The 23217-nt window shown below is 54.6% G+C and carries 19 protein-coding genes; 4 read left to right on the top strand and 15 right to left on the bottom strand.

Annotated elements, in window-relative coordinates; translation table 11 throughout:
* Nucleotides 1-39: 39 nt before the first annotated feature.
* The 7 genes from ACJ9Y9_RS05205 to queA form a co-directional block, all read right to left on the bottom strand.
* Complete coding sequence (locus ACJ9Y9_RS05205; RefSeq protein ID WP_028017663.1) at nt 40-720, bottom strand: YafY family protein; 681 nt, start codon at nt 718-720, stop codon at nt 40-42.
* Between the two features lie 14 nt (nt 721-734).
* Nucleotides 735-1100, bottom strand: coding sequence for a VOC family protein (locus tag ACJ9Y9_RS05200; protein WP_028017664.1), 366 nt, complete (start codon nt 1098-1100; stop codon nt 735-737).
* A gap of 140 nt (nt 1101-1240) precedes the next feature.
* Entirely contained in the window at nt 1241-2212 is a 972-nt protein-coding gene (gene secF, locus ACJ9Y9_RS05195; RefSeq protein ID WP_028017665.1) for a protein translocase subunit SecF, read from the bottom strand.
* A 10-nt stretch (nt 2213-2222) separates the two neighbouring features.
* The gene (gene secD / locus ACJ9Y9_RS05190; protein WP_072032696.1) at nt 2223-4070 is read right to left on the bottom strand and encodes a protein translocase subunit SecD; all 1848 of its coding nucleotides are present in this window, start codon (nt 4068-4070) and stop codon (nt 2223-2225) included.
* Nucleotides 4071-4097: 27 nt separating this feature from the next.
* Nucleotides 4098-4430: a preprotein translocase subunit YajC gene (gene yajC, locus ACJ9Y9_RS05185; protein WP_000007630.1), complete on the bottom strand. Its 333-nt coding sequence runs from the start codon at nt 4428-4430 to the stop codon at nt 4098-4100.
* 22 nt (nt 4431-4452) lie between these two features.
* Entirely contained in the window at nt 4453-5580 is a 1128-nt protein-coding gene (gene tgt / locus ACJ9Y9_RS05180) for a tRNA guanosine(34) transglycosylase Tgt (protein WP_028017667.1), read from the bottom strand.
* 53 nt (nt 5581-5633) lie between these two features.
* A complete protein-coding gene (gene queA / locus ACJ9Y9_RS05175; protein WP_028017668.1) occupies nt 5634-6704 on the bottom strand; it encodes a tRNA preQ1(34) S-adenosylmethionine ribosyltransferase-isomerase QueA in 1071 nt (356 codons plus the stop codon).
* Between the two features lie 92 nt (nt 6705-6796).
* Between queA and acpH the strand changes: the two genes are divergently transcribed.
* Nucleotides 6797-7378 (top strand): ACP phosphodiesterase, encoded by a 582-nt coding sequence (gene acpH / locus ACJ9Y9_RS05170; protein ID WP_028017669.1) that lies wholly within the window; start codon nt 6797-6799, stop codon nt 7376-7378.
* 127 nt (nt 7379-7505) lie between these two features.
* Nucleotides 7506-8108 carry a peroxiredoxin gene (locus ACJ9Y9_RS05165; protein WP_008503347.1) on the top strand — a complete coding sequence of 201 codons (603 nt, stop codon included), beginning with the start codon at nt 7506-7508 and terminating at the stop codon, nt 8106-8108.
* Between the two features lie 45 nt (nt 8109-8153).
* Here the strand turns inward: ACJ9Y9_RS05165 and ACJ9Y9_RS05160 are convergent, their stop codons facing one another.
* From ACJ9Y9_RS05160 to phoB, 8 genes are all read right to left on the bottom strand, one after another.
* Complete coding sequence (locus tag ACJ9Y9_RS05160) at nt 8154-10022, bottom strand: amidohydrolase (RefSeq protein ID WP_028017670.1); 1869 nt, start codon at nt 10020-10022, stop codon at nt 8154-8156.
* A gap of 21 nt (nt 10023-10043) precedes the next feature.
* The gene (locus ACJ9Y9_RS05155; protein WP_028017671.1) at nt 10044-10589 is read right to left on the bottom strand and encodes an antibiotic biosynthesis monooxygenase; all 546 of its coding nucleotides are present in this window, start codon (nt 10587-10589) and stop codon (nt 10044-10046) included.
* Between the two features lie 48 nt (nt 10590-10637).
* A complete protein-coding gene (locus ACJ9Y9_RS05150) occupies nt 10638-11279 on the bottom strand; it encodes a hydrolase (protein WP_014069092.1) in 642 nt (213 codons plus the stop codon).
* Between the two features lie 200 nt (nt 11280-11479).
* Nucleotides 11480-13297, bottom strand: coding sequence for a maltodextrin glucosidase (gene malZ, locus ACJ9Y9_RS05145; RefSeq protein WP_028017672.1), 1818 nt, complete (start codon nt 13295-13297; stop codon nt 11480-11482).
* 146 nt (nt 13298-13443) lie between these two features.
* Nucleotides 13444-14817, bottom strand: coding sequence for a proline-specific permease ProY (gene proY / locus ACJ9Y9_RS05140; protein ID WP_028017673.1), 1374 nt, complete (start codon nt 14815-14817; stop codon nt 13444-13446).
* 81 nt (nt 14818-14898) lie between these two features.
* Nucleotides 14899-16218, bottom strand: coding sequence for a branched-chain amino acid transporter carrier protein BrnQ (brnQ, locus tag ACJ9Y9_RS05135; protein ID WP_008503262.1), 1320 nt, complete (start codon nt 16216-16218; stop codon nt 14899-14901).
* Between the two features lie 409 nt (nt 16219-16627).
* A complete protein-coding gene (gene phoR / locus ACJ9Y9_RS05130) occupies nt 16628-17923 on the bottom strand; it encodes a phosphate regulon sensor histidine kinase PhoR (protein WP_028017674.1) in 1296 nt (431 codons plus the stop codon).
* A gap of 21 nt (nt 17924-17944) precedes the next feature.
* Nucleotides 17945-18634: a phosphate response regulator transcription factor PhoB gene (phoB, locus tag ACJ9Y9_RS05125; RefSeq protein WP_003859122.1), complete on the bottom strand. Its 690-nt coding sequence runs from the start codon at nt 18632-18634 to the stop codon at nt 17945-17947.
* A gap of 186 nt (nt 18635-18820) precedes the next feature.
* Between phoB and sbcD the strand changes: the two genes are divergently transcribed.
* Nucleotides 18821-20026 carry an exonuclease subunit SbcD gene (gene sbcD, locus ACJ9Y9_RS05120; protein WP_028017675.1) on the top strand — a complete coding sequence of 402 codons (1206 nt, stop codon included), beginning with the start codon at nt 18821-18823 and terminating at the stop codon, nt 20024-20026.
* Nucleotides 20023-23154, top strand: coding sequence for an exonuclease subunit SbcC (gene sbcC, locus ACJ9Y9_RS05115; protein WP_028017676.1), 3132 nt, complete (start codon nt 20023-20025; stop codon nt 23152-23154). Before sbcD ends, sbcC begins: the two co-directional genes overlap by 4 nt.
* Nucleotides 23155-23217: the final 63 nt, after the last annotated feature.

Here is a 23217-nt window from a genome sequence, read left to right as displayed (position 1 = left end):
GTAGCCGCCGGACAAAAAGCCAGCTCACGAGCTGGCTTTTTACTGCTTAACCTTCCGCAAAAAATCCGCCAGAGACCTGTCTGCACTCTCGCTAAACCGCCTTTCCGTAGTCACAATATTGAGACACCTGTCGAGCCGGAAACAGCGGTAGTCATCGCGCCGTTCACACCAGGCCGCCAGCAGCCAGCGCTCCCCCCAGAAGAACAATCCCAACGGCTGAACCTCACGCTGTGAGAGCTGTCCGGCTTCATCACGGTAATGCAGCGCCAGCACGCGCTGGGCGGAAATTGCCTGATGAATCATGTCAAAATCGCTACGGGAGTGGCTTTGCATGCAAAAATCAGGGGCGTAGATCCGCGTCTGCTCCGCCTTTCGACGACTCTCCTCAGGCAGAATCGCTAACACCTTCTCCTGAGCCGACTCCAGTTCGCGCGACAGCGATTCTCCTCCCCAGGTTTTGAGCAGGCGAATCGCCACCATCAGCGCCTCTGACTCCTTGTTTGTCAGCATCAGGGGCGGTAAATCAAAACCCGACATCAGCCGATAGCCGCTTCCCGCCTCGCCCTCCACCGGCACGCCGGAAAGTGACAAGTCGCGGATATCGCGGTAGACCGTCCGCTCAGACACGCCAAGCCTGTCCGCCAGATGCGCTGCCGTTGTCAGACGCCTGCCCCGCAGGATCTGCACAATCTGAAACAAACGGTCAGCGCGTCGGGTCATATTTTCGTTAACTCTCAGGCAGGTTGATGGAGACCGACGCGATTACCTTCACTGTCGGTAAACAATGCGATAGTGCCAATGCCACGAGGTAATTCCAGTGGGCCGAATACACACTCACCGCCTGCGGTAACGATACGATCGAGCGTGGCCGGCAGATTGCCAGTATGCAGGTAAATAATAGCGCCTTCGTGAGACGGCACAATGCCCTCAAATTTTGCCAGCGCTCCGCCGGTACCCGGATCCTCATGCGGGAAAACGGCCAGCTCAGCGCAGTCCATTTTCTCGCGTTTTAACGAAACCTGCATCACTGGCTCATAAAAAGTAATCGCGCGATCCATATCCGTGACCGGGATTTCAAACCAGTTAATTACACTTTTCATACATCCTCCTGACTGTTTGTTTGGGTTCGAAAAGAGTCTACGACAGGGCTCCTGACAGCATACTGTCAGGAGTGTTTGTCAGGAGCAGATAAAAAAAATCCCGGTCATCAGACCGGGATTTCGATAACGCGATAAACGTCTTACGGCAGAATTGACGGCTGATCCGCCCCTTCTTTCTCGACTTTCTGCTGGAGCAAGTGCTCGCGCTTCATGCCGAGTTTCAGTGCCAGTGCGGATGCGACGTAAATAGAAGACGCCGTACCGATAGTCACACCGATAAGCATGGTCAGCGAGAAGCCTTCCAGCACCGGACCACCGAAGAGATACAGCATCAGGATAACCATCAAGGTTGTACCGGATGTGATCAAGGTACGGTGCAGCGTCTGGGTCAACGACACGTTAAAGATTTCGTACGGCGTACCGCGACGGATCTTACGGAAGTTTTCACGGATACGGTCAGATACCACGATACTGTCGTTCAGTGAGTAACCGATAACGGACATCAGCGATGCCACGATCGTCAGGTCAATCTCAATGTGGAACAAAGACAGTACGCCCATGGTGATCACCACGTCGTGCGCCAGCGCGATAACCACACCTGCCGCCAGTCGCCACTCGAAGCGGAAACCAACGTAAATCAGGATGGAGATCAGCGCCACCATCAGTGCCATCGCACCGGTCTGCGCCAGGTCTGCACCCACGCTTGGGCCGACAAACTCAATACGCTTAACCGTCGCATTCTGGCTGGTTGTTTCGTTAATCACGCTAACAACCTTGCTACCCAGCTCCTGGCTGCCGTTGGCATCATGCACTGGCGGCATACGCACCATGATATCGCGGCTGCTGCCGAAGTTTTGCAGCAGCGGCTCTTCAAAGCCCGCTTTCTGCAGCGATTCGCGCATCTGGTCCATATCAATCGGTTTTTCCAGGGAAATTTCAATTACCGTACCGCCGGTAAAATCGAGACCCCAGTTAAAGCCTTTCACACCCATAATAACGATGGACAGAATCAGCAGAAAACCTGAAATGCCGAAGGCCCAGTAGTCCCAGCGCATAAAGTCCCAGACTTTACGGCCGTGGTTTAATTGTTCAACAGTATATTCCTGTGCCACAACGCACTCCTCAGATAGACAGCTTTTTGACGCGCTTGCCGCCGTACAGCAGGTTCACGATGGCACGGGTGCCGACAATAGCGGTAAACATCGACGTTGCAACACCGATACCGGTAGTAATCGCAAAGCCTTTGATCGCGCCAGTACCCACTGCATACAGGATAAGAACCTTAATCAGTGTTGTTACGTTCGCATCGAAGATGGAGCTGAACGCGCCTTTATAGCCTTCTTCAATCGCCTGCTGCACAGAGCGACCGTTGCTCAACTCTTCTTTGATACGTTCGTTGATCAGTACGTTGGCGTCGACCGCCACCGCAAGGGTCAGAACGATACCCGCAATACCCGGCATGGTCAGCGTCGCACCCGGCAGCAGGGACATGATGCCGATGATCAGCACCAGGTTAGCCAGCAGCGCGGACGTCGCAATAAGACCAAACTTCTTATAGAAGAAGATCATGAACAGGATAGAGACCACCAGACCGGCCAGACACGCTTCCAGACCCTGCTGGATGTTTTGCATACCCAGAGTAGGACCAATGGTACGTTCTTCAACAATCTGAATTGGTGCAATCAGCGCACCGGCACGCAGCAGCAGAGAGAGCTGACGCGCTTCGTTCGGGTTGCTGATACCGGTAATACGGAAGCTGTTACCCAGACGAGACTGGATATTGGCGATGTTAATCACCTCTTCCTCTTTCACCAGCACTGCACGGCCATTGGCATCTTTCTTACCGCTGTCTTTGTACTCCACGAACAGGGTCGCCATCGGTTTACCGATGTTGTCCTTGGTGAAGTTAGACATGATGTTACCACCCGCGCTATCCAGCGAGATGTTAACCTGCGGCTGGTTGTATTCGTCCTGGCTGGAAGTGGAGTCAGTGATGTGGTCACCGGTCAGGATCACGCGTTTGTACAGCACAACAGGCTGACCTTCGCGGGTCTGTTTCACTTCGGAGTCACCCGGAATACGGCCTGCGGCGGCAGCGGACTGATCAACGTTGGAGTTAACCAGACGGAATTCCAGCGTTGCGGTCGCACCCAGAATCTCTTTCGCACGTGCGGTATCCTGGATACCTGGCAGTTCGACCACGATACGGTCAGCACCCTGGCGCTGTACCAGAGGCTCAGCCACACCCAGTTGGTTTACACGGTTACGCAGAATGTTGATGTTCTGCTGAACGGCGTATTCACGCGCTTCACTCAGACGCGCATCGGTCATCACCGCGCGCAGCTGGTTGCTGCCTGAAGAGGTGATCACCAGATCGCGGTGACGCTGAGACAGATAAGTTACAGCCTGATCGCGCGCCGCGCTGTCGCGGAACGTGATGCTCATACCGTAGTTATCTTCTTTACGTACGGTAGTGTACGCGATGCCTTTTTCACGCAGATCGCTACGCAGGCTGTCGATATTCTGTTCCTGCAGTTTGCCCAGCGCGGTATCCATATCCACTTCCATCAGGAAGTGAACGCCACCACGCAGGTCAAGACCGAGTTTCATTGGCTCTGCGTTCAGTGCAGCCAGCCAACGAGGGGTTGCAGGAGCAAGGTTAAGCGCCACGACATATTTATCACCCAGCACGCCCATCAGCGCTTCACGGGCGCGGAGCTGCGTGTCGGTGGTGTCGAAGCGAGCAAGAATTGCACCCTCTTCCAGAGCCACAGACTTAGCGGTAATTTTTTCTTCTTGTAACGTTTTCTGGACCTGGATCAGCGTTTGCTCACTGGCGGCGACACCGCGCGCGCCAGTGATTTGAACAGCCGGATCCTCACCATACAGGTTGGGAAGCGCGTACAGCAGGCCGACGAGAATCACGACGACCAGCATGATGTACTTCCACAAAGGATAACGGTTTAACACGGCAGTTCCCTTTGGGAAAAGTTGGGATTACAGCGCCTTCATAGTGCCTTTCGGCAGAACGGCAGCTACGAAGTCACGTTTGATAACCACTTCAGTGGTGTCGTTCAGCGCGATAGCAATGTAGCCGCTTTCAGCCACTTTGGTTACGCGACCAACCAGACCACCGTTGGTCAGCACTTCATCGCCTTTCGCGATGGAGTCCATCAGCTTTTTGTGCTCTTTGGTACGCTTTTGCTGTGGGCGCAGGATCATGAAGTAGAAGATCAGACCGAACACAACCAGCATCAGAATCAGAGACATCGGGCTGCCCTGCGCCGGAGCACCTGTTGCCGCTACCGCATCAGAAATAAAAAAGCTCATTCAAATTCCCTCATTATTAAAATTAATCAACGTTCAAAGGTGGAACGGTTCGACCCTGACGTTGGTAGAAATCGGTCACGAAGCTCTCTAATTTACCCTCTTCGATAGCCTTGCGTAAACCAGCCATTAAGCGCTGATAATAGCGAAGGTTATGAATGGTATTGAGACGCGCACCCAAAATCTCATTGCAACGATCGAGATGATGCAGATACGCGCGAGAATAATTGCGACAGGTATAGCAATCGCACTCGGCATCGAGCGGACTGGTGTCACTCTTATGCTTCGCGTTACGGATTTTCACCACGCCATCGGTAACAAACAGATGACCATTACGCGCGTTACGGGTTGGCATCACGCAGTCGAACATATCAATGCCGCGGCGTACACCTTCAACCAGATCCTCTGGTTTACCCACACCCATCAGGTAACGGGGTTTATCTGCCGGGATTTGCGGGCAGACATGTTCCAGAATGCGATGCATGTCTTCCTTCGGCTCACCCACAGCCAAACCGCCGACAGCGTAGCCATCAAAACCTATCTCTACCAGACCTTTAACGGAGATATCACGTAAATCTTCGTAAACACTGCCCTGAATAATGCCGAACAGCGCATTTTTGTTCTCCAGGGAGTCAAAACGGTCGCGGCTACGCTTCGCCCAACGCAAAGACATCTCCATAGAGCGTTTAGCGTAATCCCAGTCGGCCGGATACGGTGTACATTCGTCGAAGATCATGACGATGTCAGAACCGAGATCGTACTGAATCTCCATCGATTTTTCTGGATCGAGGAAAATAGGATCGCCGTTGATCGGGTTACGGAAGTGTACGCCCTGCTCGGTGATCTTGCGAATATCACCCAGGCTGAAGACCTGGAAACCGCCGGAGTCGGTCAGGATTGGGCCTTTCCACTGCATGAAGTCGTGCAGGTCGCCATGGAGCTTCATGATCTCCTGACCTGGACGCAGCCACAGGTGGAAGGTGTTGCCGAGGATAATCTGTGCGCCAGTGGCTTCCACTTCTTCCGGCGTCATTCCTTTTACGGTGCCGTAGGTGCCCACAGGCATAAACGCGGGGGTTTCCACCACACCGCGATCAAACACCAGGCGACCGCGACGCGCGCGGCCATCGGTGGTATCGAGTTCAAATTTCATTTTTTCTCCGACGTCAGAAAAACAGTCCAACGTTGTAAAACGGTGCCGCGGACTTATTCCCCGACACGCTCATTCAAAGCCTGCGGATTGTACGTGATAAACATCGCGTCCCCGTAGCTAAAAAAGCGATATTTTTGTTCTACCGCAGACTTGTAGGCATTCATCGTATGCTGATAACCCGCAAACGCGGACACCAGCATAATCAGCGTGGATTCAGGCAGATGGAAGTTGGTCACCAGCGCATCAATGACTTTGTACTGATAACCTGGGTAGATGAAGATCTGCGTATCGCCAAAGAACGGTTCGATAAGATCGTTCTTCGCGGCCTGTGCGGCGCTCTCAAGCGAACGCACAGAGGTAGTGCCGACGGCAATCACGCGGCTCCCTCTACCTTTCGCCGCCAGAACAGCATCCACCACGTCCTGCGGTACTTCGGCATACTCGGAGTGCATGATGTGATCTTCGATGCTGTCCACGCGCACCGGCTGGAAGGTACCCGCGCCAACGTGCAGCGTCACGAACGCCATCTCAACGCCTTTTGCACGCAGTTTTTCCAGCAGCGGTTCATCAAAGTGCAGACCCGCGGTCGGCGCGGCGACTGCTCCAGGTTTCTGGCTATAGACAGTCTGGTACAGCTCGCGGTCGGCCTCTTCGTCCGGACGCTCAATGTACGGCGGCAACGGCATGTGGCCGATAGCATTCAGAATGTCGAGCACAGTACGCTCGTCATCGAATTCCACCTCGAACAGCGCGTCGTGGCGCGCGGTCATGGTCGCTTTGATGCTCTCGTCATCACCGAGCAGCAGTTCTGCACCCGGCTTGGGTGCTTTAGAGGCGCGAATATGTGCCAGAATACGTTTATCATCGAGCATACGTTCGACCAGCACTTCAATCTTGCCGCCGCTGGCTTTACGGCCGAACAGGCGCGCTGGGATCACGCGGGTATTGTTAAAGACCAGCAGATCGCCAGGGTTGAGCTTGTCGAGCAAATCGGTGAAAGTACCGTGCGTCAGATCGCCCGTTGGCCCATCCAGTGACAGCAAACGACAGCTACTGCGCTCAGGCATTGGATAGTGAGCAATCAGGGATTCAGGTAGTTCAAAGGAGAAATCGGCGACGCGCATGACGTATACTCGTGACTTAAAAACAGGCGGCATAGTCTAGTGCTCACACCCTTTTGCTGCAACAACTAGCCACCCCCGGACAAATAAAACGCATGAATTTTCTCGCTCACCTGCATCTCGCCCACCTCGCTGACAGCTCCCTTTCCGGTAATTTGCTGGCCGATTTCGTACGCGGTAACCCCGCTGAGAACTATTCCCCTGAGATCGTTGACGGTATTTTTATGCATCGCCGTATCGACGTGCTGACAGATAACTTGCCGGAAGTGACGGAAGCCAAAGCGTGGTTTCGCCCCGAAACGCGCCGGGTAGCGCCGATCACGCTTGATGTGATGTGGGATCATTTCCTGTCGCGCCACTGGGCACAACTCTCGCCGGAGTTGCCATTACCGGATTTTGTGCGCTATGCCCACCAGCAGGTGTCAATCATTTTGCCCGACTCGCCGCCGCGCTTTGTGAATCTGAATAACTACCTGTGGTCAGAACGCTGGCTGGAGCGCTATCGCGAGATGGATTTCATTCAGAATGTGTTAAATGGGATGGCCAGTCGCCGACCGCGCCTGGATGCGCTGCGCGACTCCTGGTATGACCTGAATGAACATTACGATGCGCTGGAGACCCGATTCTGGCAATTCTATCCGCGCATGATGGCGCAGGCGAAAAGCAAACAGCTCTGACAGAATTCGCATTGATAGGTAAAAGCTGGCGGAACGATTGTCACCACCTCTTTGTCTTATCCATGAACACTCTCTATACTGGCTCGCGTTGCGTTCCAAATAACCTTAGTATCTACAGGAGAATCATATGGTTCTGGTAACTCGTCCGGCTCCGGATTTTACAGCTGCAGCAGTTCTGGGCAACGGTGAAATCGTTGAAAACTTCAACTTCAAACAGCACACCAACGGTAAAGCGACCGTTCTGTTCTTCTGGCCAATGGACTTCACTTTCGTTTGCCCGTCTGAGCTGATCGCGTTCGACAAACGTTATGAAGAATTCCAGAAGCGTGGCGTAGAAGTTGTTGGCGTCTCCTTCGACTCTGAATTTGTACACAACGCATGGCGTAACACCCCTGTCGACAAAGGCGGCATCGGTGCGGTGAAATACGCAATGGTTGCGGACATCAAACGCGAAATCCAGCAGGCTTACGGTATCGAACATCCGGACGCTGGCGTTGCACTGCGTGGTTCTTTCCTGATCGACGCAAACGGCATCGTGCGTCACCAGGTTGTGAACGATCTGCCGCTGGGTCGTAACATCGACGAAATGCTGCGTATGGTTGACGCGCTGCAGTTCCACGAAGAGCACGGTGAAGTGTGCCCGGCTCAGTGGGAAAAAGGTAAAGAAGGTATGGCTGCCTCTCCAGACGGCGTAGCGAAATACCTGTCTGAGAACGTATCCAGCCTGTAATCGGCACGGTTTACGAAAAAGGCCCGCTTATGCGGGCCTTCTGTTTTAGAACGCGAAGCACGAACACCCTAACACGCCCCAGAATGCCTGTTCATCGGAAACAGGAATATCCGACTGGCGCGCGATACCGTGCGCATGCCCATGCACGCCACAACTCCCGATGCACTGGTGCATCTGTACCACCGCGCCCACTTTACTGGCGGCTGGCGGTGCGGAGCGATAATGTCCGGGTACCTTCACCACCGGCGACCACTCGGGCACAACCGGAATTGGCGGTGGCGACAGTGGGCTGAAATGTCCGGCGGCATACACCACCTTGCCATCCACCACGGTCAGTACCGATTCAATACCTTTGATCTCCTCTTCCGGCACGCTGAAGTAGTCTTTCGACAGCACCACCAGGTCCGCCAGTTGCCCTTCTACCAGGCGACCTTTTTTACCCTGCTCGCTGGAAAACCACGCACTGCCTGCCGTCCACAACTCAAGAGCTACGTCACGCGGCAGACGGTTATTGTCGTCATACATCGCAAGCCCACCCACGGTACGCCCGGATACCAGCCAGTAGAGCGCCGTCCACGGGTTATAGCTCGCCACGCGGGTCGCGTCCGTACCTAACCCAACCGGCACCTCCAGTTCCAGCATTTTCGCCACTGGTGGCGTGTGCTTCACCGCCTCTTTGCCATAGCGGTCGACAAAGTACTCGCCCTGGAATGCCATGCGGTGCTGGACCGCAATCCCACCGCCCAACGCCTTAACGCGTTCAATATTGCGCTCGGTAATGGTTTCTGCATGGTCGAAGAACCAGTGCAGCCCGTTGAACGGGATATCGCGGTTCACTTTCTCGAACACGTCCAGCATCCGACTGATGGATTCGTCGTAAGTCGCGTGCAAGCGGAACGGCCAGCGGTTTTCCACCAGATGACGCACCACACGCTCCAGTTCGTCTTCCATTCCTTCCGGCAGATCCGGACGCGGCTGAAGGAAATCCTCGAAATCCGCCGCCGAGAAGACCAGCATCTCACCGGCTCCGTTCGCGCGATAGAAATCCGTTCCCTGACCCGGCTTGAGCATATCTGTCCAGCGCTCAAAATCGTCCAGTTCCTGTTTTGGGCGCTGGGTAAAGAGGTTGTAAGCAATGCGCACAGTCATCTGCGCTTTGGCGTGCAGCTCAGCAATTACCTCGTAATCTTCCGGGTAGTTCTGGAAACCGCCCCCTGCATCAATTGCGCTGGTCAATCCCAGGCGGTTCAGCTCGCGCATAAACTGGCGCGTAGAGTTCACCTGGTGCTCAATCGGCAGTTTCGGCCCTTTCGCCAGTGTGGCGTAGAGGATCATTGCATTGGGTTTGGCGATCAGCATCCCGGTCGGGTTACCGTTGTTGTCGCGCACAATCTCGCCGCCCGGCGGGTTCGGGGTCTCTTTGGTATACCCGACAGCTTTCAAGGCTGCACGGTTGAGCAACGCGCGATCGTAGAGATGCAGCACAAATACCGGGGTGTCCGGCGCCGCCTCATTGAGTTCTTCGATGGTCGGCATTCGACGTTCAGCAAACTGAAACTCGCTCCAGCCGCCGACAACACGCACCCACTGTGGTGACGGCGTGCGGTCGGCCTGAACTTTAAGCATGCGCAACGCATCCGCCAGTGAAGGAACACCTTCCCAGCGCAGCTCCAGGTTGTAATTGAGCCCGCCGCGAATAAGGTGCAGGTGAGAATCGTTCAGGCCGGGGATTACCGTGCTTCCCTGTAAATCGACGATCTGCGTTCCCTGCGTCGCATAACTCATGATGCGATCGTGATTACCCGTAGCAAGGATCTTGCCGTTGGCGATCGCTACCGCCTCGGTAAGCGGATTTTCACGATCGAGTGTATGGATCTTACCCTTAGTTAAGATCAGTGTGGCAGTTTGAGACATAACGTACTCCTTTCGGCCGAATCAGGCTTTTTTTAGCCATCCGGCAAACAGACGGGTCACGATGGGCATCCACAGCCAGACCACCAGCGCGACCACACAGGCATCGTTAATCAAATGCAGCAGCAATGAGCCTTTCAGGCCAGGAAGCAGCGCGCCAGTCACTTGTGGTACCAGATTGGTGCTGGGAAAGATCACCAGGAGCGTGATCAGAAACTGTTTCCACTGTTTTGGCTTACGTACGTGTGTCTCCGGTGGCGTAAACCAGAACGCAGGTTCCGTACGCACTTCGGTTTTGTCGCCTTCCGCCAGCAGCGGTTCAATCTCTTTCACCAGCGCATTGCGGGTATCAGACTGAGTCCACTCATAGAGGTGTTCGAGGGTGTCGAAGCGGATGATCACCGTCCACAGGTTTTGTCCTTCGGACGGGCGGATCACGTTCGCGCCCAGATGGCCGGGAAATTCCGCCGCGATGGGCATGATCCTGCCAAGCCACTGTTCGTAGTGCTCAGCCTGTCCTGGAAGTAACGTGTGAGTAATCACCAGCGTCACATGTGATGTTTGCGCCATAAAAGCTCCCTGGTCATTGATGGGCGGGAGAACCCCGCCCTGAAAGGTTTACGCTTTACGTTCTGGCGCGCCATGAACGAGGGTGTAGGCATAATCAACGCCCATGCCATAAGCCCCGCTGTGCTCGCGAACCAGGTCCATTACCGCGTCGTAAGTGCCTTTGCGGGACCAGTCGCGCTGGTACTCAAGCAACACCTGCTGCCAGGTCACCGGTACGGCCCCGGCCTGAACCATACGGTCAATCGCTCGTTCGTGCGCATCAACGGATGTACCGCCGGACGTATCGGTTACCACGTACACTTCGAAGCCTTCGTCGAGCGCCATCAGCGCCGGGAAAGTCAGGCAAACCTCGGTCCACAGGGCTGAGATGATAAGTTTCTTACGGCCCGTTGCTTTAACTGCCGCAACAAACGCATCGTCTTCCCAGGAGTTCATCGAGGTACGTTCAATGGGTTTGACATCCGGATGAACCGCCAGCAATTCTGGCCAGATATAGCCGCTGAAGCTTTTCGTTTCGACCGACGTGTAGATAACAGGAACATCAAAAATTTTGCCGGCTTTCGCCAGTGCTACCGTATTATTCTTCAGCAATTGACGGTCAATATTAGCGACACCAAAGGACATTTGCGGTTGGTGATCGATAAAAATCAGTGCGGAATTGGATGGGTCAATCAGTTCACGAATAGACATAAAAGTACCTTTTAAACAATGGGTTAAAAGTAAACATTCGGTGTGCTATATGAGAAAGGGCCCTGACTGATAAAGCAAATTGAGTATAGCGAGAATTGACTGAGCGAATAGTAAAGATATTTGTCCCCTCTGTTGAATAAAACCGAACAACACAGGGAAATATTCTGCAACCCGTACACCGTACCGGTTGCAGACAGAGATTAATTACCGAACCAGATGGAAGCAGAAATAGCAGGTAATGAGAGTATGCCTTCCTGAAGAGTCCCTTTACCCTCCTTACATTGCCACGCCTTCACGTGCAGCAATGGGGAGTCATCCAGCACCACTTCACAGGCCTCACCCCGGTTAATCGCCACCAGCACGCGCTGCTGGTTATAAACACGGACAAACACCACCACGTTGTCGTGGGCGTACACCACCTGGCATCCGCCATAGCGTAATGCCTGGTGCTGTTTACGTAACTTCGCCAACCGCTGATAAAGGCTGAACAGCACCTTGTCCTGTTTCGCTGGCTGCCACGGGAAGGTTTTGCGGCAGAAGGGATCATTGTTACCGTCCAACCCTACTTCATCACCGTAGTAAATACAGGGTACGCCTGGCCATGTGAAGAGCCAGGTGACCGCCAGCGGCAGACGCGCCACATCCTTGCCAAGCAGGGATTTAAAGCGCGCCGTATCGTGGCTATCCAGCTGATTAAACATTCTCAGTTGCTGCTGATGCGACAGACCGGCGCGGTAGTTATCCATCCACGCCATACAAGTTTCGGCATCAATGTGATTCGGATCGTAGGAGATATCGGTATTCGCGAGGAATCCCCACAGTGGGAAGGTAAAGCCACGATAGTTCATCGCCGCATCTTCCGCATCGGCCTGCAGCCACTGGCGCGCATCGCCAAAATGCTCGCCAAACACAAACGCCTCTGGCTGAGCCGCTTTTGCAGAGCGGGTAATACCCGCGACGTGTAGAATATTGTTCCGCGCCCCGCCCGCTTCGCCCAGCATGTGCACCACATCCAGGCGCCAGCCATCCATATTCCACGGTGCTTTCAGCCAGTGGCGCACAATGCTGTCTTCACCGCCGTAGATTTCATCGATCAGAGAAGGTGACTGGAAATCCAGCTTTGGCAGGCTCGGATAACCCAGCCAGTCCAGCGCTCGTCCCTCCTCATTAAAGCTATACCAGCTTCTCTGCGGTGAATCCGGGTTATGGCATGCTCCGCTCATCGACTGATTATGACGGTCAAACCACGCGTGAGAATCTCCGCTGTGGTTAAACACACCGTCCAGAATCAGGCGCATGCCTTCATTTCTGGTGTTCTGCCGCAGGCGCAATAACGCCTCATCGCCGCCAAACTGCGCGTCAACGTGGCGATAATCTTCGGTATCGTATTTGTGTACGCTCGGAGCTTTAAACACCGGGTTGAGATACAGCGCCGTCACGCCGAGCTTTTTCAGGTACGGCAACTTTTCGCTGATACCGTCGAGATCGCCGCCGTAGAACGTCGAACCGCCCGCCTGCGCGGTCAGTGGTTCATCCCACGCTTTCAGGATAATGTCATGGCCTGCGGCATGGTGGTGATAGATCTTATCCTGGTCAGCAGTGCGTTTTTCACTGCGGGCAAAGCGATCCGGGAAAATCTGATAAAAGACCTGATCGTTAACCCATTGCGGTCCGTTATCCGGGTAATCAACGGCAAACTGCTCAAGACGGGCCGGAGGGAAACGGCTAAACCCCTGCGGGGTAAACCACAGCTGACGGTTGTTCCACAGCAGTTTGAAACTGTAGCGCCGGCGTGGCTGCCCGCTGCGCAAGTCGATATTTGCCCGCCAGGCTGTGATACCCGGCTGCGGCTGGCTACGCTGTTTGTGCATTTTCAGCGCGGTCTCTTCGTTATCAATTTCGGCGCGTAGCGTCACGCGTTCAGGCTGATTTTCCCCCGTCAGCCAGAGCGTAATCACAAGGTTGTCTTTGTTTTGCTTAACAAATGGGGCAACCGGAAGGTGCCAGGCGTTTAACATCACGAATCCCCTTTGATGAAATTGACGTCACCTTGCCACAGGGTGGTTAAGGTTAGCTCATCATGATGCGGTTTATTGGGGGAGGAGGATGGGGGAGGAGGATGGGGGGGAGGAGAAAAAATGCCCGACATCGTCGGGCATTAACATTACTGTGCTTCCGCCAGCTGACGGTCACGGCGGCATTTAAACATCCAGCCAACCAGTAGCAGGACGATCCACGCGAAGCCGACGTATAAGGAAATACGGGTATCCGGGTGGTAGCCAATCAGGGCGATGATAAAGACCAGGAAGAGCAGGCCAACCACGGTCGTTGCCACACCGCCCGGCACTTTGAACTTCAGCGCTTTCACCTCATCCGGAGACAGACGACGGCGGAATGCAATCTGTGACAGCAGGATCATAATCCACACCCACACCGTCGCGAAGGTCGCCAGCGATGCAATCACCAGGAAGACGTTTTCCGGCATGATGTAATTCAGGTAAACCGAGAACAGCAGCGCCACGGTCATCACCACCACGGTGACCCACGGCGTACCGCGGCGTGAAGTTTTGGCAAATACCTTTGGCGCACTGCCCTGCTCCGCCATGCCGTGCAGCATACGCCCCACGCCAAAGACGTCACTGTTGATCGCGGAAAGCGACGCAGTCAGCACGACAAAGTTCAGAATACTGGCAGCAAACGCAATGCCCATATGCTGGAAAGTCAGTACAAACGGGCTACCGTTAGTGCCCACCTGGTTCCACGGGTAGATGGACATGATCACGAACAGCGTACCCACATAGAACACCAGAATGCGCATCGGCACCGAGTTGATGGCGCGCGGAATCGACTTCTCCGGGTCTTTCGCTTCCCCGGCGGTGATACCGATAATCTCAATACCGCCGTAGGCAAACATCACCATCTGGAGCGACATCACCATGCCGAGCCAGCCATTACTGAAGAAGCCGCCGTTGCTCCAGAGGTTATGGATACCGGTGGGCTGACCGCCGTTACCAATCCCCCAGATGATGATCCCAAAACCGGCGACAATCATGATGATAATGGTGGCGACCTTAAAGAAAGAGAACCAGAACTCCAGTTCACCGAAGACTTTCACGCTCATCAGGTTAACTGCGCAGATGATCAGCACCACGCTCAGCACCCAAATCCAGTGCGGTACCGCCGGGAACCAGACCCCCATATAGATACCAAACGCGGTCACATCGGCAATCGCCACAATCAGGATTTCAAAGCAATAGGTCCAGCCGGTAATAAACCCGGCCAGCGGACCTAAGTTTTCCTGCGCGTAACGGGAGAACGAACTGGCTGACGGATTGTGAACCGACATCTCCCCGAGGGCACGCATGATGATATAGGCCGCTACACCGCCGATGATGTAGGCCAACAGAACGCTTGGACCGGCCATTTTAATGGCATCTGCCGAGCCATAAAAAAGACCGGTACCGATAGCGGAGCCCAGCGCCATAAAGCGGATGTGGCGCGTGCTCAGTCCACGTTTAAGTTTGTTAGTGCTTTCCATTAAAATCTTGCCATTCAACACGAAAAAAACAAAAAACCACGGGGCCTTAAGCCCCGTGGTTAAACAGTTTGTTGCCGTTGATTAATGGGCGTTCGATGCGACCTGACGCCCTGCAGCACGATCCCAGATAACCGCCAGAACCAGTGCAACAACGGTAGGCATCAGCCAGGCCAGGCCTTGTTCGGACAGCGGCAGACGCTGTGTCCAGGCTGGCAAAATTTCTGCGAAAGCTGATGCTTTAATCCCGTCAAGGATACCAAAAATCAGGCTGATAAACATGGCTGGCGCAATAATTCGTGAGGAGTTATTCCACCACGGGCGAGTAAAGCTCAGTACCACCAGCACGATACACGGCGGGTAGATAGCCGTCAGCACCGGAATAGAGACCTGAATCAGGTGGCTCAGACCGAGGTTGGACACCGCCATGGAGAAAATGCCGAGAATAAACACCAGAGTGCGGTAAGAGAGCGGCAGATACTGCGCAAAGAACTCAGCACAGGCGCAGGTCAGGCCAACGGCGGTCACCAGACATGCCAGGAAGATGAGCGCTGCCAGCAGCATACTGCCCGCACCGCCGAAGGTGTGCTGAACATAAGCATGCAGAATAGCCGCGCCATTCGCGTTTTGATCAACCAGCATGGCGCTATCGGAACCCAGACGGAACAGCGCCAGATAGAGCAGCGTCAGGCCCACGCCGGCCATCAGGCCAGCCCAGATGGTGTAGCGGGTCAGCAGACGTGCTTCGGTCACACCACGGGAACGCGCGGCGTTAACGATGACGATACCAAACACCATTGCGCCCAGCGTATCCATCGTCAGGTAGCCGTTCACAAAGCCGTTGGAGAATGCGGCATTTTTGTAGGCATCCATGGCGTCACTAATCGGACCTGCCGGCCAGACAATCGCCGCAACCGCCAGCACAATCAGCGCCACAATTTTCAGCGGAGCCAGGAAGTTACCTACGGTATCCAGCAGCTTGCCCGGATAGAGAGAAACCAGAATCACAATCGCGAAGTAGATCAGGCTGTAGATAAACAGCGGCATCGCGCCGTCACCGGTCAGAGGAGCAATGCCCACTTCGAAGGAAACGGTCGCCGTGCGCGGGGTCGCAAACAGTGGGCCCACTGCCAGATAGCAGACAGTTGCCAGCAGAACACCCGCCACTTTGCCGATCGGGGTGCTGAGGCTATCAACACCGCCACCCACTTTCGCCAGGGCGATAACGGTCAGTACCGGTAAACCCACAGCAGTAATCAGGAAACCAAATGCGGCAGTCCAGACGTGTTCACCCGCCTGTAAACCAACCATTGGAGGGAAAATGATGTTGCCTGCGCCAACGAACAGCGCAAATGTCATAAAGCCCAGCGCGATGATGTCACGCGATTTTAAGTGATGGGTCATAAAACCTTACTGCCTGTGGATGTGGTGTTGAAAACATTGAGCTTTTCGATTTCCCTGGTGGGAAGATACAGCCGAAAAATTGCTCAATTTCAGCGGGAAATGCTCCCGTCCTGGCGTGGAGAAGAATAGTTTTTCGATTTACCACGCAAATACAGTCGGTCTGACAGTATCTGGGGCGCAATTTAAACGCTTATAACGTTTAAAGGCAAGGTGGGATCGCAAAACCAGAACAATATGCCACAATGAAAAAAAATACCAGCACAATACGCTAATTATCAGAAAAACCCATGGCTAATCATGCGAACAAAAAACAGTCAGCCGTATAAAATTCATTCGCGTTTCGTTTGACTGCAAAGCAAACGGGCCAGCAAACGCTGACCCGTGGAAAGGTAAAATGACACACCCGTTATCAGGCGATCTTTTTGGCAATTAATCGTTCCGGGATCACGAAACTAAAGCGGGTTCCCTTACCCAGAATACTCTGAATATCGAGGCGGCTTTCATGGTGATTGACGGCATGTTTTACAATCGCCAGCCCCAGACCGCTTCCCCCTGTCTGTCGCGATCGCGCCTTATCCACGCGATAGAAGCGTTCGGTCAGACGCGGGATGTGCTCCGGAGCAATCCCCGGACCATTATCCTCGACGCTAAATTCAGCGCCCGTAGGGGTATGCTGCCATCGCACCACGATCTCCGTCCCTTCCGGCGTATGATTCACCGCGTTATACACCAGGTTGGAAATGGCGCTGCGCAACTCATCTTCACTGCCCAAAACCTTCAGCGTATTGTCGACCTCAAAAGTCAGGTGGTGCTTCTTATGGCTTAACGTCTGTGCTTCACGTTCCACCACCCGCAGCATCATGGGGACATCAATGGTGTCATTCAGCGCAAGCGTTGGCGCCGCTTCAATCTTTGAGAGCGTCAACAGCTGTTTCACCAGACCTTCCATACGGTGCGTTTGCTCGCGCATGGTGTGCAGCGCTTTTTCACGTGGCGCACCTTCAAGCGTTTGCTCCTGCATCATCTCCAGGTAACCCTGCAGTACGGTCAACGGGGTGCGTAATTCGTGGCTCACGTTCGCGAAGAAGTTGCGTCGCGCGCCTTCCAGCTGGTGCATCTGGGTGACATCGCGTGCCACCATCAGCCACTGCCGATCGCTGTAGGGCATCACGCGGATTTCCAGATGGCGACCATTATTGAGTTTCAGATTATGCGGACCGGTAAAATCACGCTTTTTTAGATACTGCGCAAACTCAGGATAACGCAGAAGGTTGAGGATATTCTGGCCATTATCATCCGGCCAGCGCAACCCCAGCAACTGTTGCGCAAGACCATTACACCAGAAGATTGTCCCTTCTTCGGTCGTCAGAATGACCGCATCCGGCAGCGACTCCGCCCCGCTGCGAAAACGCTTGATCAGGCTTCCCAGTTCGCGGCGGCGCTTTTTATTACGCATCTGCATCTGATGCAAACCGTAAAGCAGCGGTTCCCAACTGCCGCTTCCCGGTGGAGGCGTCATACTTCGGTCAACCCATAGCCACCAGGAGAGGCGCAACAGGTTCCAGAAATGCCAGATCAGCAGCCCGGTGACCGAGGCCAGCAGAAACCACGGCAGATGTCCAAGAAAGGCCCCCAGAATGAAGGCCGGAATACAACATAAGATCAGTTCAAAGACGAGCCTTTTCCATGACAGACGTTCCAGCACGCGTCACACTCCTGTCATTGTTCAGAAACGGGTAGAAAAACGATAACCCGTGCCGCGGACCGTCTGCACCATGCGATCGTGGCCGCTCAGTTCCAGCGCTTTTCGCAGGCGGCGGATATGGACGTCAACCGTCCGGTCTTCGACATACACGTTAGTTCCCCAGACGTTATTCAGCAACTGTTCGCGGCTGTAAACGCGTTCCGGGTGAGTCATAAAGAAGTGCAGAAGTTTAAATTCGGTAGGCCCCATGTCGAGTGGGTTTTCGCCCGTCATGACGCGGTGTGAGGTCGGGTCAAGGCTCAGCCCCTGCATCTCAATCACCTCTTCCACTGCCATCGGTGAAATGCGGCGCATTACGGCTTTGATGCGAGCAACCAGCTCTTTCGGGGAAAACGGCTTAGTAATGTAATCATCGGCACCCGTTTCAAGCCCACGTACGCGATCTTCTTCTTCACCACGCGCCGTCAGCATGACAACGGGGATATCGCGAGTCATCGCTTCACGTTTAATGTGTTTGATAAACTGCAGTCCAGAGCCGCCGGGCAACATCCAGTCGAGCAGAATCAGATCGGGCCAGGGCTCATTCAACTGGTTCACCGCGCTGTCATAATCTTCCGCTTCAACCGGCTGGAAGCCATTTTGTTCGAGCACGAAGCACACCATTTCACGAATTGGAGCTTCATCTTCTACGACCAGAATACGTCTCGCCATACTTTGCCCTGTCTTATCTTATTTAAGTTACAAGTTTGTAATGCGGCGTCATTATGCGTCAGATTTATGACAGATTTATGAAAAACCTTACCACTATAAATGGCAAACTGTTGTTTTATTACAGCGGTTATTTTCCGCCCCTGAATGTTTATAATCGCCAACATCTTTTTTCGCCACGGATCTCCTATGCGCATACTTCACACTTCGGACTGGCATCTGGGTCAAAACTTTTACAGCAAAAGCAGGGCAGCTGAGCATGAAGCGTTCCTGAACTGGCTGCTGGATACGGCTCGATCGCGCGAAGTGGATGCGATTATTGTCGCGGGTGACATTTTCGACACCGGCTCGCCGCCAAGCTATGCGCGTGAGCTGTACAACCGCTTCGTGGTAAATCTGCAGCAAACAGGCTGCCATCTGGTGATTGTCGCCGGTAATCACGACTCCGTCGCCACGCTGAATGAATCCCGCGACATCCTGGCCTTCCTGAACACTACCGTGGTGGCCAGTGCCGGGCATGCGCCGCAGATCCTGAAAAAACGTGACGGTACACCGGGGGCGGTGCTGTGCCCGGTTCCCTTCCTGCGCCCACGCGATATCGTGCAGAGCCAGGCCGGGATGTCCGGCGGAGAAAAACAGCAGCATCTGTTGCAGAGCATCACTGACTATTATCACCAACAATATACCGATGCCTGTACCTTGCGCGGCGAACAGCTTATTCCGGTGATTGCAACCGGGCATCTCACCACCGTCGGAGCCAGTAAAAGTGACGCCGTACGTGACATCTATATTGGTACGCTGGATGCGTTCCCGGCGCAAAATTTCCCGCCTGCCGACTACATTGCGCTAGGGCATATCCACCGCGCGCAGATCATCGGTGGCTGCGAACACATTCGCTATTGTGGCTCGCCCATTTCGCTGAGTTTTGATGAGACAGGTAAAGCCAAATCTGTGCATCTGGTGAGTTTTAACGGAGGTAAACTCAGCGCCGTCGAAACGCTGGAAGTCCCTGTTACCCAGCCGCTGGCGGTGCTGAAGGGTGACCTTGATGCCATCACCTCCCAGCTTGAACAGTGGCGTGGCATTGCGTTTACCCCCCCCGTCTGGCTGGATATCGAAATCACGACAGACGACTATCTGCATGATATGCATCGAAAAATTCAGGCGCTGACGGAAGATCTTCCTGTCGAGGTTTTACTGGTACGCCGTAGTCGCGAGCAGCGCGAAAAAATCCTGCTGAGTGCTCAGCGCGAAACGCTGAGTGAACTTAAAGTCGAAGAGGTTTTTGAACGCCGACTGGCCCAGGAAGAGATGGACGATGCAAAACGCGCCCGGCTGAACGAGCTGTTCGCCCATACGCTCCACGCGCTGAATAACGAGGAAGAGAACGCATGAAAATCCTGAGCCTGCGTCTGAAAAACCTCAACTCACTCAAGGGCGAGTGGAAAATTGACTTTACCGCTGAGCCCTTTGCCAGCAACGGGCTGTTTGCCATTACCGGTGCGACCGGTGCAGGCAAGACCACCCTGCTCGACGCCATCTGTCTGGCGCTCTATCACGAAACGCCGCGTCTGCAAAAAGTGTCTCAGGCGCAAAACGATCTGATGACGCGTGATACCGCCGAGTGTCTGGCCGAGGTTGAGTTTGAAGTAAAAGGTACCGCCTACCGCGCCTTCTGGAGCCAGAACCGGGCGCGTAATCAGCCAGACGGGAACCTGCAGGCACCGCGTGTGGAACTGGCTCGCTGCGAAGATGGCAAGATTCTCGCCGACAAAGTGACAGATAAACTGGAGCAAACCGCCGCGCTCACCGGGCTGGACTATGGCCGATTTACCCGTTCAATGCTGCTTTCTCAGGGGCAGTTTGCCGCTTTCCTCAATGCCAAACCGAGCGATCGCGCAGAGCTGCTGGAAGAACTGACCGGAACCGAGATCTATGGCCAGATTTCCGCCAGGATATTTGAGAAACACAAAGCCGCCCGAAACGTACTTGAAATGCGCGAGGCACAGGCAGCGGGTGTGGTGCTGTTGAGCGAAGAGCAACAGCAGCAGTTACAGCAAAGTTTGCAGGCACTTACTGACGAAGAGAAAACACTGCTGGCACAGCAACAGCGCCAGCAGAAAGATTATCAGTGGCTTACGCGCCATGATGAGCTTCTTCGCGAGCAACAGCGCGTAAGCGTGTTACAACAGCAGGCACAGCAGGCGCTGACCGACGCCGCGCCTGACCTGGCAAAGCTCCAGCTTGCTCAACCCGCCGCTCAGCTTCGACCGCTTTGGGAGCACCAGCAAGAGCAAGCCTCGCGTCTGGCTCAAACCCAGCAGCGAATTATCGAAGTAAATACTCGCTTACAAGATAAAACCGCGCTGCGCTCGCGTATCCGTAATACCGCCATTCGTACCCATGAGCAGCTTCAGACCGAATTAACGGTTCTGACGCAGTGGCAGGCAGAACATGATCGATTCCGCTTATGGGGACAGGAAATGGCAGGCTGGCGAGCGCACTTCGCTCAGCTTGGCCGTGATAAAAATCAGCTTACTGCCCTGACCGTCCGCCTCACTGAATTACGCCATAAACGGGCCGCCCTGCCGGAAACAACCCTGACGCTGACGGCGGATGAGGTTGCAGTAGCGATGGAACAACAGGCGCAGTCACGAACGATGCGTCAACGTCTGACCTCGCTCCATGCCCGCTATCAGCCGCTACAAAAACGCCTGCACCAGAACGGTGAAAGCGTGCAGAAGGCCCTGGCTGAGCAGGTAAAACTCAATGAAACACTGACGCTACGTCGCCAGCAATACAAAGAGAAAAACCAGCACTACCTGGACCTGAAGTCCCTGTGTGAACGCGAAGCGACGATTAAAGATCTGGAAAGCTATCGTTCTCAGCTTGAGGCAGGTAAACCCTGTCCACTGTGCGGCTCCAGCGAACATCCCGCCGTGGAGAAATATCAAGCACTTGAACTGACTGATAATCAGCGCCGCCGTGATGCCCTGGAAAAAGAGGTCGCCTCGCTAAAAGAGGAAGGGCTGCTGGTTCTGGGCCAGGTTAATGCCCTGACTCAACAGATCCAGCGCGAGACAGGCGAAGCGCAGACACTCTCTCAGGAAGAGCAAGCGCTCACTAAAGAGTGGCAGGAGGTTTGCGCGGCATTAAATATTTCGCTGAATATTCAGGAAGATATTGCCATCTGGATGAGCGAACAGGAGCACTATGAACGCCAGCTTTATCAGCTCAGCCAGCGTCTGACGCTGCAAAACCAGCTCAACGAAATGGAAGAGCAGGAACGCCAGTACCAGCAGCAACTGGCGACAACGCGTCAGGGGCTGGAAAGCGCCCTGGCCGCACTTTCACTCAGCGTACCTGAAGAAGGTACAGAGGCCGCCTGGCTGAACACCCGTGAAACGGAGTTCGCACAGTGGCAGGAAAAACAGACACAGCAGGGTGCGATTCAGGAACGTATAAACGCCCTGAAGCCACTGCTTGACGCACTTCCGGTCACCAACAGTGAAGAGACCGAACCCGCCATTCCTGACAACTGGCGCGCAATCCACGACGAATGCGTGTCTCTGCAGAGCCAACTGGCGGCACACCGGCAGCAGGAAACGCTGGAGCGTGAGCGCCTGCAGCAATCGCAGGTGCAATTCACCCAGGCCCTGTCAGCCAGCTGTTTTGCCGATCAAGATGCGTTCCTTGCCGCTCTGCTGGATGAGAACATGCTCCAACACCTCAATCATCTGAAGCAATCGCTGGAAAACCAGATACAGCAGGCAGCCGCCTTGTCCGGACAGGCAAACCAACAGTTGCAGGCGCACCAGGCACAGCGGCCAGAAGGGCTCGACGCCGATGCACCAGGCCTGCAGATCCAGCTCCAGCAACTGACGCAGCAGCTTCGTGAGAACACCACGCGGCAGGGAGAGATCCGCCAGCAGCTTAAGCAGGATAGCGATAACCGCCTGCACCAACTGGCTTTAATGCAGCAAATTGAAGAGGCCAGCCGTCTGGCAGACGACTGGGGGTACCTGAATGCGCTTATCGGCTCCAGTACCGGCGACAAGTTCCGCAAGTTCGCCCAGGGGCTGACGCTGGATAATCTTGTCTGGCTTGCTAACCAGCAACTTAACCGCCTGCACGGGCGTTATCTGCTCCAGCGCAAAGCCAGCGATGCTCTGGAGCTGGAAGTGGTCGATACCTGGCAGGCGGATGCCGTGCGCGACACCCGTACGCTCTCTGGTGGCGAAAGTTTCCTGGTCAGCCTGGCGCTGGCGCTGGCACTTTCCGATCTGGTGAGTCACAAAACGCGGATCGACTCGCTGTTCCTGGATGAAGGGTTCGGCACGCTCGACAGCGAAACGCTGGATACCGCGCTGGATGCCCTCGACGCGCTGAACGCCACCGGGAAAACGATCGGTGTGATCAGCCACGTCGAGGCGATGAAAGAGCGTATTCCGGTGCAGATTAAAGTAAAAAAGATCAACGGGCTGGGATACAGCAGGCTGGATAAAGAGTATGCGGTGGAGTGAATGGGGGGCGGTGCAGTCTGGTGCCCTCACCCTGGCCCTCTCCCTGTGGGAGAGGGAATAAAC

Origin of the sequence: Enterobacter sp. CPE_E1241 (assembly GCF_045618265.1) — a bacterium.
Classification (GTDB): Bacteria; Pseudomonadota; Gammaproteobacteria; order Enterobacterales; family Enterobacteriaceae; genus Enterobacter; species Enterobacter adelaidei.
This window is presented reverse-complemented; position numbering and strand designations above follow the sequence as displayed.

Coding starts and splice junctions, on each gene's coding strand:
- sbcC (WP_028017676.1), top strand. CDS start 20,023: ATGAAAATCCTGAGCCTGCGTCTGAAAAACCTCAACTCACTCAAGGGC.
- sbcD (WP_028017675.1), top strand. CDS start 18,821: ATGCGCATACTTCACACTTCGGACTGGCATCTGGGTCAAAACTTTTAC.
- ACJ9Y9_RS05150 (WP_014069092.1), bottom strand. CDS start 11,279: ATGTCTATTCGTGAACTGATTGACCCATCCAATTCCGCACTGATTTTT.
- phoB (WP_003859122.1), bottom strand. CDS start 18,634: ATGGCGAGACGTATTCTGGTCGTAGAAGATGAAGCTCCAATTCGTGAA.
- ACJ9Y9_RS05205 (WP_028017663.1), bottom strand. CDS start 720: ATGACCCGACGCGCTGACCGTTTGTTTCAGATTGTGCAGATCCTGCGG.
- ACJ9Y9_RS05160 (WP_028017670.1), bottom strand. CDS start 10,022: ATGTCTCAAACTGCCACACTGATCTTAACTAAGGGTAAGATCCATACA.
- ACJ9Y9_RS05155 (WP_028017671.1), bottom strand. CDS start 10,589: ATGGCGCAAACATCACATGTGACGCTGGTGATTACTCACACGTTACTT.
- acpH (WP_028017669.1), top strand. CDS start 6,797: ATGAATTTTCTCGCTCACCTGCATCTCGCCCACCTCGCTGACAGCTCC.
- yajC (WP_000007630.1), bottom strand. CDS start 4,430: ATGAGCTTTTTTATTTCTGATGCGGTAGCGGCAACAGGTGCTCCGGCG.
- proY (WP_028017673.1), bottom strand. CDS start 14,817: ATGGAAAGCACTAACAAACTTAAACGTGGACTGAGCACGCGCCACATC.
- ACJ9Y9_RS05200 (WP_028017664.1), bottom strand. CDS start 1,100: ATGAAAAGTGTAATTAACTGGTTTGAAATCCCGGTCACGGATATGGAT.
- tgt (WP_028017667.1), bottom strand. CDS start 5,580: ATGAAATTTGAACTCGATACCACCGATGGCCGCGCGCGTCGCGGTCGC.
- brnQ (WP_008503262.1), bottom strand. CDS start 16,218: ATGACCCATCACTTAAAATCGCGTGACATCATCGCGCTGGGCTTTATG.
- malZ (WP_028017672.1), bottom strand. CDS start 13,297: ATGTTAAACGCCTGGCACCTTCCGGTTGCCCCATTTGTTAAGCAAAAC.
- queA (WP_028017668.1), bottom strand. CDS start 6,704: ATGCGCGTCGCCGATTTCTCCTTTGAACTACCTGAATCCCTGATTGCT.
- ACJ9Y9_RS05165 (WP_008503347.1), top strand. CDS start 7,506: ATGGTTCTGGTAACTCGTCCGGCTCCGGATTTTACAGCTGCAGCAGTT.